General features: G+C 63.5%; 5 protein-coding genes. All 5 read right to left on the minus strand.

Annotated elements, in window-relative coordinates; translation table 11 throughout:
* Positions 1 to 6 precede the first annotated feature (6 nt).
* Genes HZC36_15740 through HZC36_15760 form a run of 5 tightly spaced genes read right to left on the minus strand, consistent with a single transcriptional unit; the run spans position 7 to position 12,816 of the window.
* Positions 7 to 4,695, minus strand: coding sequence for a hypothetical protein (locus tag HZC36_15740; protein ID MBI5708435.1), 4,689 nt, complete (start codon positions 4,693 to 4,695; stop codon positions 7 to 9).
* Positions 4,692 to 7,721, minus strand: coding sequence for a hypothetical protein (locus HZC36_15745; protein ID MBI5708436.1), 3,030 nt, complete (start codon positions 7,719 to 7,721; stop codon positions 4,692 to 4,694). The genes HZC36_15740 and HZC36_15745 overlap by 4 nt, the downstream gene beginning before the upstream one ends.
* 43 nt (positions 7,722 to 7,764) lie before the next feature.
* Entirely contained in the window at positions 7,765 to 9,903 is a 2,139-nt protein-coding gene (locus HZC36_15750; GenBank protein MBI5708437.1) for a prepilin-type N-terminal cleavage/methylation domain-containing protein, read from the minus strand.
* 22 nt (positions 9,904 to 9,925) lie between these two features.
* On the minus strand, positions 9,926 to 11,917 hold the full coding sequence (locus HZC36_15755) for a hypothetical protein (GenBank protein MBI5708438.1): 1,992 nt from the start codon (positions 11,915 to 11,917) through the stop codon (positions 9,926 to 9,928).
* A 35-nt stretch (positions 11,918 to 11,952) separates the two neighbouring features.
* Positions 11,953 to 12,816 carry a prepilin-type N-terminal cleavage/methylation domain-containing protein gene (locus HZC36_15760; protein MBI5708439.1) on the minus strand — a complete coding sequence of 288 codons (864 nt, stop codon included), beginning with the start codon at positions 12,814 to 12,816 and terminating at the stop codon, positions 11,953 to 11,955.
* Between the last annotated feature and the right edge of the window lie 2 nt (positions 12,817 to 12,818).

Genomic DNA, 12,818 nt, shown 5'->3' on the forward strand with positions numbered 1-12,818 from the left:
TCTCCATCAACGCCTGTCGGCAAAGACCGGCACGACGATTCCTCTCGCGCCCGTCACTGGCGGCAACTGGAAGAGAACGCTGAACCAGTTGAAGCCAAGGTTAATCTTCGAGAAGCTGAATCCGGAAATCGTGTTGTCGTTCGTCGTGTCCACGCTTCCGTCCACTTCGAGCACCTCGCCAAAGAAGTCGGCGCCCGTCAAAGTCTTCGAGCTGTAGCCATTCACGACCAGCACGGTGCCGGAATCCAGGCGACGGGCATAGGTCGGCATGAACCCTGGCGCGTTCGAGGCAAGCGGCAGACCGGTTCCGATACCTCGCCGCATGACCACGTAAGCGCCCTTGGGCAGCATCCACCGGACGGTCCACCCCAGGGGCCCTTCGACCACTTCATAGACGCCGTCGTTATCGGTGAACATGATCGCGACCCGCACGCCGCCGTCCGTGATCAGGCGCATGGACACCGACCTGACGCTGTTCAGCTTCTTGTAGTGTCCGGGCACGGCTGCGCCGGACCAGGAGCCCGCACCGGAGTTCCAGTAAACGTTTGCCGGCACGTCCGGCACGTAGACCTGGTCCACAACCGCCTCGATGCCGGCGCTATCGTTAAAGACCACGATGCCGCCGCCTTCGCGCGAGTTCGAGGTCGAGATCGTGGAGGGGCTGTCCAGACCCAGCGCCGTCCTCGAGGGCAGAGACCCGCCGATGGACGCCGCGTAGTGCCTGCTGGGCGTGCCGGGGCCGGCGGAGTAGTACAGCGTCGAGACGCCCGTGTATTCAAAGTTTTTGCTGCTGAAGTTCGCCGGCGAGTGCCAGTTGAGCACGCCCACCGCCGGATTGCCCGCGCCATCGGTGACGATGTTGCCAACGCGCTTGGTGATCGGATCGGCCGCATACCGGTCCACGATCTCGATCAGCCTGCGGTTGCCGCCGTCGGCGATCAGGAAGTGAACCCAATATTCCAGCGGCTGCGGGTTGCTGAACTGCGTCGGATTCGCGACGTAAGTGGTGTACGCGACGACGTCCCGCGGCAAATGGAGCAGCAAGCTCTCGTTGGCGACATACCCCTCGGGCCGGAATCCCGTGTGGGAAGCGGCGGGCACGTCGGGATCAAGCTGGAACCCATAGATCGAGCGGAGCTCGCGGCCGTTCAGGTCCATCTGGACCACCTTGTCGCCGCCGGTATCCACCACCAGCATCTCGCGCGAGTTCAGAGAGTACGCGCGTGTGGGCCGAACCAACGGCTTGTGGCTCCCGGCGGAGCCGCTGTCGCCGATCGTTCCTGTGCTCGACGAGCTGTCGGAGCTCCAGATCGGGTTGCCCGAAGCGTCGAACCGAGCCAAGCGATTCTCGTCGGCGACCATGAAATCGGACCGCGCGAAGCCGAAAAGGCCGGTCTTGCTCCACGAAGCCAGCACCCCGTCTCCGGCGACGACCCCATAGTTCGTGGTCGAGCCGGGCAGCTTGGTCTGAAGCAGCCTCTGATACCACTCCTCAAACTTGGTCACTCCGCGCGACTGGGGCCAGCGGATGTCCGGATTCGGGGCGATCGATCCCGGCCCCGGGTTGTCCACGTCCACCAACCAAAGCTGCTTGAGCCACGGCCGGATGGGGTTTGAATGAAGGAACGAGTCGCTGGGGCTGATCACCGCATCCATGCCCACCAGCAGGCCGCTCGGCTGCCAGGAGGCAAACGGCTTTCCGGCAAGGATGTCGGGCAAGAGGCTGGTGCCGCTGAAGAACAGGGTGTTGCCAGTGACCGTCAGCGGGGCGCGCCCGTTGTAGCCGTAGAACACGCTATACCACTGCAGGGTGTTCCACTTGGAAGCGGTGCGGTCGGGCTCCACATAGAGGTCCGGCTGCCCCCCGCGCCGGATGAGCACCGGCAGACTGCGGCTCATCGAGTTCTGAATGAGCCCACGCTGATTGGGCGAGAGGTTCGCGATGCGGATGCGGCCCTTGCCGTTTGCCTGGTTCGCCTCGTAGCTGTACTGCCCCGGCTGCAACACGCTGAAGACCTTCGGCTTGTAGCGGTCCGGGCTGCGCGCCATGTCCTGCTGGACCACGGTGAAGGAACCCGCGATCTCAGGAACGATGAGTTCGGGCGCCGGGGGATCGGCTTGGAAGCACATCACGACCATGCAGTCGACGAGGTTCGCCTTCAGGCCCCAAGCGGTCACATAGACGTTGTTGCCCACCACGACGGGCGCGCTTCTGAACCGGAGCCGCGTGAACGCCCCACCCAGGAATGGCGGTGCAAAGGTCTGCACCTCGTCCGTGTCCAATAGGGTCTCGGCGATGTTGACGGGGGTGGACTGGTTCGGCGAGATCGTGTGGGCAGGGTAGAGGTCGTACCGGTCCAGCATCACGAAGTTGCCGCGGCCCGTTTCCCTGAACGCGAAATACGTCCCGCCGTCCGGCCCGAGGAGCGGATCGAAGCCGTCGTTCGGCGGGGCGGTTGTCAGGTACAAGGTTCCCGTCGGCGACATCGCCAGGTGCTGAAGAACCATCCGTTCCGACGTACCGTCGCCGGGCAAATAGAGGTTCCCACGCACGATCTGGTTCTGGATGTTGTTCTGGCCCGTGCCCCAATCAATGGTGTAGTCCAGCCGAAGCGAGACCGAAGGCGGGAGCGTCTGCCCCGACTCCATGGTGAAGGTCAGGACACCATTGGATTCGCTGACGCCGCTTTTGAAATAGGTGTCGAGCTGCGCCACGTTCCACGCCGCGCCATTCGCGTCGATGACCGAAAGCTTGATGCCCAGCGGATCGGGGCCGGCCGTGGTCTTGTGGATGCGCAGGCCTTGGAGGCTCGCGCGGGTGATCACGGTGAGCTGGTCGCCGGCCTGGCTCCAGGTGGTGGGCTTTTCGCCCCGTGCGCCGAACCAAATGCTCGTGATGCCCGGCGTGGACTGCGGCCCGCCGCTCGTCGAGGCTCGGGTGGGGATATACACGACGCGATCGGTGCCCCCCGAGCCATCTTGGATCGGAACGTCGCCCACCGTCGGGCTCGAAGAGGGCTGGCGAATCTGGTTGACACCGTTGCCGCCTACCGCCCAAGGCGTGCCGGACGTTTCGAGAATGCTTCCGTCGGAAGCATCGGCGACCCATACGCGGCCAACCGCCGAAGCGAAGCCCGCCGTGGCGTCATCGGCGACGAAATAGAGTCCCTCGGAATAGGTCGGCGCGTAGGGTCCTCGGCCGGGCCCGCTGGGCGAGGAGTAACCCGTTGGAACCGGTGTCGTCCATACGGGGCTGACCGCCGCCGAAGGGGTCGCATAGACGTTGAACACGACGAGGTTTCCGCTGCCGTCCACGACCGCGATCTGGTTCGGCACCGAACTGTTGGGCACCTCCGCGCAAGTCGGAGGCGAAATCGGCGTGGTGAGCGACGCGCTACGCCATACCAGGTCGTAGCTCTTGCCGAAGGCGTAGTCCAAAATGCCGTCGTCGGGGTTGCCATCGTAGTCGAGGTCCCGCTCGGGGTTCACATCATAGACCTCGATGTGGTTCCCCACGGTGATCGCCACCAGGCCCTTGAAGATGGCGGGCGGAACGTAGGCGTCGCCCGGATCAAACTGCGAGGGGTAGACCGCTGAAAACCGGCTGAGGAGCGGCGCGCCGACGTCGATCGCGCTGCCATTGGTCTTGCGCGTGCCGCCGCCGAACTGCGGGTGGCCCGAGGTCAGGCTCACCATGTTCACGATGAGCTTGGCGGCCGCATCGGCGCGCGCATCGGGGACATAGGGTTCAGCAGTGGAAATCCGGTTGGGCTCATAGTCGTTGCCCACGTCCTGCCCGTTCACCAGTCTGCGGGTCCGGTTCAGCGTGTCGGCCAAGCCACGCGTCGTGACCACCATAAAGCCGTCGCCAATCCTGCCCACCGAAACGAAGGGGCCAAGCTGGTCCGCGGCGACCGGATAGAAGCGGCCATACTCGCCCGCCGCCGTGTCGGTCGGCTGCTGGATCTCCTGAATGTCCGCATGGGCAACGGCGGCCAGGTCCACAGCGCGTACGCCGATGGTCGACTGGCTCTGCATGGCCAAAAGGTTGTTGGACGTAATGGTCGACGGGTAGGTCATCAACGGATGGAGCCAGTCGGCGTCCAATCCGGCGCCGATCGAGGTGCTCGCCACCGTGAAAGGCAGCGGGAAGCCGTTGACCAAATCAAGCTGGGGCGCGCCGGAATAGGCGATGTCGATCCAGAGCACACCTCCGGACTCCACAAACTTTCGAAGTCGGCCCCGCTCGTCGGGGTTGATGTTCACGAAGCCCTGGACGCTGACCAGCAAGACGTCGAACTGGGAAAGCTGCTCGTTGGTGGCTGTGGCAAGCCGAAGCTCCCAATAGGCGCCGTTGCTCTTGGTGATTCGCTCACCAATCGCGGGCCCAAAAGCGCTGCCGCCATAAAACGTGTCGAGAAGAGACCATCGCGAGGCGATCGTTGCGGTCACCGAGCCTGGCGCAAGGGGGTTCGTGAAGTTCCAACCGGAGGGCTTCACGGCCTTGTTTCGGTCCAGGTTGTGCCAAACGTAGGGGTCGTAGTTCGCCTGGGTACCGGCAACCTGCTGGCTGTCGAGCAAGAGAACTCCGGCTCGGATGTCGATGGCCTTTTGGGCATAGTTGACCTGGCCCATGGCGGCGGGAGCCAGCAGACCGGCCAATCCCACAAGCATCGCAGCGCATCGCCGAATCATCGAAGAACCTCCCCGAAATACGAAAGGACCGGGCTCACCGGCAGGGCCGGCATGGGCGCCAGCGGACGCCCGTAAGAGTCCCGCCGAATGTAATCGCCGCCGAAGCCGAACGCGGACGCGGTACCCAACGCCGGATCGTACGAGACGATCAGATTCGGCACGTAGTTCGCGCCCGAACTCACGTCGAACAGCGGGTGGTTGTGCAGGGTCGGGATGTAGATCGGCTTATCGCTCGCGATATCGTACATATAGCCCGTCTGCTTGGGTATCCAGCCCCACTTGCGCAGCCACTCGCCCTGATAGCTCATTGGAAGCGGGATGTTCTGGCTGATGGAACCGAAGATGCCGATCTTCACGTCGAGCGGCTCCTGGTGGAACGGCATTTCCGGTCCCGACCCATAGTTCTCGCGCCGCTCCTGGATGGCCCGGGCAACCGCTTGCGCGTGGGTCATCCCAAGGCCCTGGAACGCCGTAACCCGAAGTTCGAAGGCCTCGCGCGTGTCGTTTGGGTTCGGGTTGAACCAGTTGCCTGGAATCACCACGAACGAACCCTGTTCAGCGAACATCGAGGCTTCGATCCGCACATCGAACGGCAGAACCACCGCGCGCGCCAAGAGATAGTCGTTCGTCGCTCCGGCCCCGAGCTGGTTGTGGCGCATGAGGATATCGCTCATGTCGCCGACCAAACCCATGTAATCTCCGTAGCTGCCGGCGGCGTTCGCGCGGAGCACCGTCCCGTTGGCCTGGGTGCTGAGCGTGGCCGGGTCAAAGAGCGTGAACCCGGTCGTTTCGAACTTGGGATACCGCTGCCAGGTTTCGCTGCCCAGGCCGTAGATCGCGCCATAGGGCTGCGGCTGGAAGTAGGGCGCCGCCGCGTTCGGGGCGACCATCTCGAAGAAGTAGTCCGGGTTCGCCAGGCCGTAATTGACCTGCATCGACATGAAGGACCAGGGAGCGGCGCCGTCATCGGTCGCATGGCTCAAAACGACCATCGACTTCCGGAAGCTGTTCGTCGCGTTGGCGTCGCGATAGCCTTCGGCCATGCTCTCCCAGCTGTTGGGCAGCGACGGCCCGCTTCCGCTCGCCGTGTTCCAGAGCAGTTCGAAGCGCCAGTCGAACGAGCCGCCGTGGCGAATGCGAAGGGGGTTCCAAGCCACCGGATTGGCCTCTTCGGAGACCTCCTCCAGCGACTGGCCGAAGATCGGCCCAAAGAACATCGTGGGGTTGATGGCCACGTAATCCTTGGCCATCAGCATCAGCATCGAGCGGCTGGGCCGGTTGAGCCTTGTGGCCGCCGGAGGGCCGCTCGGATCGGTGACCAGGTTGCGCAGAACGCCCTTGGTGATGCTGCCTTCGACGTAGATGGTCGCGTTCGACACAACGGTCATCTGAACGTCGGTCGGGATGATCCCGCGAATGCGGACGTTGCCCTCGAAGTACAGCACCCCGTTGAACGGCCGTCCCGCGGCGAAGTTGGGAGTGGCTGAACCGATGTTCGCGCCAGGCGTAAAGCTGTTGATGATGTAGGGAACGCCGTTGACCGTTCCGACCCTAAAGCGAATGGACGAGGTTCCGGTGTCCGCGCCGTCGGGGGTTCGCCAGGTCCGCTCGGGACCCGTGGCCCGCCCGTCGCGGATGATGTTGAATCCGTCGGCATCCATCAGCACATAGGCGCCGCGAGGGATGTAGTAGGGGCCGATCCAGCCGGAATTCGCCTGGCCGTTGTTCGGGTGGAACCAGTCGTAGAGAAGCGACTCAGAGCTTCCGGCATCGGCCCGGCCGTCCTCGTCGGTCCGCATCTGAAGGTCCTGCGTGTTGTTGACGTAGATACCGCTGCCGTGCCCTCGGCTGCCTTCCTGGCCGAACGCCGTCACGCGCCCGCTGTTGCGGGTGAGCTGGAAGTAGCGGGTCAGGTTTGTTTCAGGGTCCTGGCGAACGATGGAGGGCCCGGCCTTCGGGCCGACGTTGCGCCAATAGCCGCTGGGATCGTTACCGTCGTAGCCGTCGCGGAAGAGGCCCATCAGGGTAGAAAAGGCGTTGCTGCGGCTGTCCAGCGAGGGCGCGCCCGCGTTCGTGAGCGTCGCGGAGTCGGTCTGCCAAGTGCCGCTGAAGAAGCTGCGGTTGATCTGGACGTGCGCCTCGTCATTGGCGCCGACCGTCAAGCCCGCCACGAGCCAGTTATCGCCGAGGGGCTGATTCAATTCCGTGATGATCGGGCCATGGATCACGAGGTCCATGTTCGAATACAGACTGCCGCCGAGGCCCGCTGTGCCAGAACCCACACCACCGTAATTCGGCAGGTCCATGGTTCCGCCGAAGATCACCGGAACGTCGACCGGAGCTCCTAGATAAGAGACCCCAAACGGCCTGGGCGACCCGATCTCCGCCACGTTGCTCGTGCGGTCCGAGCCCGTGATGTACATCGTGGACTCAATCAGGCCAATCGAGGCAAACGCCACGAGTTTCGTGGTCTCGGTGTTGTCGCGGCCGAGGGTTGTGGTTGGGTCGTTCGCGTTCACGCGCCCGATCCGCCCGACAGACTCGATAATGATGTAGTTCCGCGCGCGCCCGGGCTGGCGAAGCGGACCGTTCTGAGCCGTCGAGAAGAGCACGGCGTCGCTAGGGCCGTACCTAACTCGAACCACGAAGCGGCCATTGCCGTAGTTGACGCGCGTGTAGCCGCCCAGCCCATCGGGGCCGCCCTGGTCCCCGTTGCTCGGGTCGGAATCCGGGTCCGGCCTCAGATAGTCGAGGTCGGGGTCACGGCTTGAAATCGGGAGCGTCGGCACAGGCCTGAAGTCCGCCCCTTCGTCGCTGTCAAGAAGCTGCTTGTGCACGTAGCGGATGCCGGCCTCGGCCAGAGCATAGGACTGTGAGCGCTTGCGCGACTCGCTGGTCTGGAAGATGTTCCGGTTGATGATTCCGAGAAACACAAAGCCGATGATCATCATCACGCCGAGCACGATCATCGCGGCAATCAGCGTTTGGCCGCGCGATCGCTTGCTCGACACTCTTTGATAGCTCATCGCGTTTTTCATTCGGTTCTCAACCCTTTCTCCACCCATGGCGCTACCTCAGGACGTTCCTTACCGCGGCGCTGGCGGCAACGGTGATGCCTTGCGGGTTCGGAAGCGACGACTGCGGGTAGTTCCGAATCGTCAGCTTGATCGACATCGCCTGGCGCGAATCGTAATCCGCCGACAAACTGTCGCCATCCCTGGTGAATTGGAAGCGGTAGGACACCCGAATGTTCCCATTGGGCAGGGGCAGGTTCGGGTCGGAATACAACTGCAGATAGCCCGCCTTGAACCTCGGCTGGATGAAGGCTGAGAGGAAGTTGGCGGCACTATACGACCCGCCGAGTCCCTCAAAAGCCGTCACTTCCGAGTTCGAGAACCCGAGGAGCCGGTAATCGGTGGGTTCGGGAAGGTCCACATAGTTCAGCTTGTACTGGTTGGGCCCAGGGTTTCGTGTGGTGCGGGAGTACCGGATCAGCTGCCCGTAGTTCGGTCCGGCGTTCTGATCCGGACCGATCACGCTTTCGCTTCCCGGCACGATCCGAGCTCGGGCAAAGCCGCGAAGCGGGTTGGGATCGAGGGGGCTGGGCGTATCGTCAGGCTGCGCCACGACCCTTAGGTCGATGAACCTATGGATGTTCCCCCTGAGCTCGGGCCGCACCGACCACACCTTGTTAAACGAGGAGTTGATCTCATACTTCGGCTCGCTGGGCGAGTAGATGGCGTCCGTCAGTGTTCCGGGCGGGTTGGGGTCTTGCACGGGCGAGAGGGTCGGGCCGGTCAAGACGTCGGGCTTGTTGCCTCCCGGAGGTTCCGGCAACTGGTTAACGTCGCCAAGTTCCTCGATCGGGAAGCTCGCCGTCACGCGGCCCAGCTTCTCGTTCATCGAGAACGCCGCTAAGCGGTTTCGATAGGTGCTGTTCGCCATCGCCGCCGGATTCAGGGCGCGGCTGAACGCGTAGGGCAGGCGGTTTCGTACGGCCCATTCGTAGGCCGTGCCGTCGAAAAGGAGCAGGCCGTCGTACAGCTCACTTGCGTCCAGATCGGGGTCGAAAGTGAAGATCCCGTGCCTCCATTCCCCAGAGCCGCCCGGATAGCGCCTTGCCACCAGGTATTCGTTGGCCGAGGCGTTTGTGCGGTCCCAGCCGACGGGCCAGAAACGGATCACGGTCGCGCTCCATCCGCCCTTGCTCGACCGGAAGACGTCGGGAGCAAAGGCTGTAGCGCTGTCGCCTTCACCGCTCAGCCGAACGGCCGCCATCGCCTCGAGCGGCTCGTTGCCGATCCCGGTCGGGCGGAACTGTATCAGCGGGAGAATCCGAGGCGTATCGCCGTCGTAGACCACCTTTCGGCTCTGCTTATCGTAGACCGGCTGGATCATGTCGAAGCGGCTGACCTCGGTCATCACGCGCCCCGCCTTCATCCAGTTGCGCACACGGCCCTGCTTGGCGGCAAGCGCCGCGCCGCCCAGAGTGCCTCCGAACCGGTCAAACCCCGGCAGAAGGAAATAGGGATCGTCCATGACCGGCTTGCCGCTCAGCGGATCGCCAGGAACGATGGTGGAGGGGTCGACTTCAAAGAAGGCGGTGTTGACCACGAACCGCTGGTTCGTGTTGTCCCAAAGGTAAGGCTGAACCTCGAACCGGTAAAGCACGTACAGGTTGTCGCGCTCGCCCTCTTTGGCCATGAGGAGCCCATCGTAGGGGTTTACGTAGCCACGCGGGTGCAAAGGGTCCCTCAGGCCGATGGAGAACCGGACAACCGTGTCCCCAGGGGTCACGGGCAGCACAACCTGGCCTTTCGGCGCCTTTAGCGTGGGGTCCTCTTTGCCGGTGTCTGGGTCGATGTAGGCGCCACTGGGGCCGCGAAGCGGCTCGCCTGTTGCGGGCTTGGCCAGGTCAAGTTTGCAGTACTCGAGGAGCACCGGGGCAACAACCGCGCCGTTCCGGCCCGGAACCAGAACCGCCACCTCGCCGGCGCGGTCCGCATTGTCCAATATCGACGCAGCGTTCGATATCTCCCGGCCAACACGCTCGACGACCGTTCGCGCCTTGTCCTGGGCGTCCGCGAGGGCCTGGGCCTGCCGCGTCATGTTGAAGCCCTGAACGATGGGAACAATGACCAGCGTGAGGATGATCGCGGTGATCGCAATGACCACCAGCATCTCCACGAGGGTAAACGCTTGTTTCAAGGGAAGCCGTTTGAGTGCCACGTTACGGGTTCTCCCCCTTCTGTAGGAAGCTCTCGACATAGACTTGACGCCAACCTCGCGACCACTGGTTGAACCTCAGCCAGTTCTGCTCGCTGGTGGACTTGACATTGAAGCTCTCCGGGTTCCAAAGAACTCGGACGCGCAGGGAAGCGCCACGCACGAACCGCACGGCATAGCCGTTGCTGTAGTCGAACGCCGTTGCCGCGGGATCGATCGACCGAATGTCGACATAAGGACCGATCGGGTCTGCGGGCGCCGTCTGAATCTGGAAGTTCTGAGAACGGAGCACCTTGACGGAAGCTCCGTCCGTGTACCAGATTTCGCCGACGGTCACGTTCTTGCCGCCGTCTGTTGTTGGGAAGTAGATTCGAGTGGGCTGGCCGACGGGCGTGTTGCCGGTCTGGCCGACATAGAACTCGGCGATCTGCGGAGTGCCGTAGGACTGGCGATAGCGCGACGCGGCCTTCATCGCCTGGACGGCGAACTCGCCGCGAGCCTGGTAAAGCGCCCGGAGCAGCCGCCCTTCGGCGTTCACGGTCACCTGGGTGTTGGTCCCCGGGTAGATCATCCGAAGCTGGAGCCCAGGCGCCACTCTATCGTAGTCGAGGAACCGGACGAACCCTGCCGACTTGTCGACCACATACGATGACCTGGCCGGATCGACCCGCAGGTAGTCGTTGTGCACGTTCGGGTCCGGGTTTGGGTCCGCGGGGTTGGTGGGATCGTGAAGCAACACGGAACCGGTCTGAAGGTCCACCACGATCACATCGAGTTCCTGGGTCGAACCAGGGTCGCCCAGAGGCGTCCCGTTGCCGGTAGGAACCGCGACGTCCATGCCTCGGTTAGGAAGCTGGTCGGGCCCGTCGTCACCCTTGACCTTGATGCCGTCGAGCTTCAGCTTGACGGAGGGGTTCTCCTCGTCCGGTACGCGGAACTCGTCCCGGATAATCCTCCAGTCGAGCACGTCGTAGTTCACGCGGGCCATGAGCGGCACGCGGCGGTTGTTGCCGCGAAGCTCCTTGTAGTCGTAGCCCCTGGGGTTGAACAGCAGGACTCCGAGCCGCCCGTCGAGGAGCACGTACTCGTAAGGATCGCCGGTGAAGAGCGTGGGGTCGGCAAGCTGGTCGAACGACCGCGCAAGCCGAACGGAGTCCCAGTCCACCGACAGCAGCGTGCCGAAGCCGCTCACCGCCGGGAGCGCGGAAAAGTCAACGTCATAGTAGCCGCCAGACGCGTTCGGAGAAACGGAAATTGTCGTCTCGACGTCGCGGTATTCCGGGCCGCCGTTGTTGAACCAAGCCGCGAATTCAAGGCGATAGGAAAACGTCTTGAACCGGTCGCGGGGGATGTGAAGCGCGGCGTTCGACTCATCCGGATCGCTCACGTAATAGACATAGCTTCGCGAGCGCCCGAAGAAAGGCTCGCCCCAGCGCTTGACGAGGTCGTTTCCATAGACCTGGAGCAAAAGCGGATAGCCCGGATCGTAGACGATCGGAGAAAACTGGAGAACCAGCAGGCCCCCAAAGGCTCCGCCGGTCTGGCTCGGCGCCGGCACCCGACCGCCCTCGCCGATGATGCGTCGGGTCATGTTCGCGCCGCTCACGTAGGGCCAATAACCGAGTGCGGCGGTGGCGCCCGCAACCAGCACGTTGCCCTGGTTGTCCATGCCGTCGCCGTCGACGGGAAGCAGGGCCGTCATGGTCACTCGCGGGTCCGAAACGATGCTGACCAGGGTGCCGCCAATGAACGAGTAGACGGTGGTTCGGATCTCCTCAGGGATCTGCTCGGCGCGGCTCGCGATGCGCGCCCACTCTTCCTCGCCGAGCCGGTACTGCTGGGTGTTCGCTTTCGTCGTGCGAAGGACCCCAAAGCCGCCCGGGAAGATCTGGATCACGCCAAGGATGCCGATCAGCAGCACGACCATCACCACCAGCACTTCAAGGAGTGAAGTGCCTCGGGCTCTAAAGGATCGGCCGCGCTTGATCTGGTTCATTTCAACTTCTCTGGTGTCGGTAGGGCGGAAAGGCGTCAGGGCAGGACTCTCCAGGATCGCTCGAACGCGTCCTTCGAGTCATAAGTGCGCGCCGCGCCGCTCAGGAACAGCACGATGTCTTTCTTGGTGTGAGAGACGTCGCCCCCGGAATAGTCGCGGAAGTAGCCGTTCCAGGTGATAACGGTGTTCTCCGGTGGGTTGTCGTAGCCAAGCTGGCGCGGGTCGTCCATGGCGTTGCCGCCGCCAAGGCCCCAGGAACTCCAGAACCTGGAGTAGCGTAGCGTCGTTCTCGTCACACCAGAGCCGGGCACCCTTTCCTCGGCCACGTCGTAGCCGCTAATGCGGTAGAAGCAGGCTTCCACGGCCGCCGCGCCGCCGGCGCAGGGGCTGGCCGGAAGCGGGGACTCGGCGAGCACGGTCGTCGCCGGACCAAAAGCCTGCCTGGCGTTTGCCGGATCGTCGGCCGCATCGATGTCGCCGTCACCATCCAGGTCGAGCGCTGGGGCCGTTCCCGCCGCGCGGGGGTCCTGGTTGGGCCAAAGCGCCATGGTCACGGCGCTCGGATCAACCCGGTCATAGGCAGGGCGGAACGATTCAAGCGAGGGAACGCGCTTGCTGTAGAGGTGGCCCGGATAGAGGTTCGCCGGAATGATCTGGCCCATGTTCGCGCCGGTCATGTAGACCGAGGCGTAGCCCAGAATCGCCGGAGGATAGGCGCCGTTGTCGGCTCGGTAAAGCTGCAAGGCGGTTCTCAGCTCGTTCATGTGCTGGATGTCCCCGCCGCGATAGGCGCTGTCTTTGGCACGCGCCAAGACGGGCAGAATGATCGCTGAGAGGATCGCGATGATCGCGATTACGGTCAGCAACTCGATGAGAGTGATGCCCCGAGTTGGTTTCATAG

The sequence above is a fragment of the Armatimonadota bacterium genome, assembly GCA_016223145.1.
Lineage (GTDB): Bacteria > Armatimonadota > Fimbriimonadia > Fimbriimonadales > Fimbriimonadaceae > Nitrosymbiomonas.

Coding starts and splice junctions, on each gene's coding strand:
- HZC36_15740 (MBI5708435.1), bottom strand. CDS start 4,695: ATGATTCGGCGATGCGCTGCGATGCTTGTGGGATTGGCCGGTCTGCTG.
- HZC36_15745 (MBI5708436.1), bottom strand. CDS start 7,721: ATGAGCTATCAAAGAGTGTCGAGCAAGCGATCGCGCGGCCAAACGCTG.
- HZC36_15755 (MBI5708438.1), bottom strand. CDS start 11,917: ATGAACCAGATCAAGCGCGGCCGATCCTTTAGAGCCCGAGGCACTTCA.
- HZC36_15760 (MBI5708439.1), bottom strand. CDS start 12,816: ATGAAACCAACTCGGGGCATCACTCTCATCGAGTTGCTGACCGTAATC.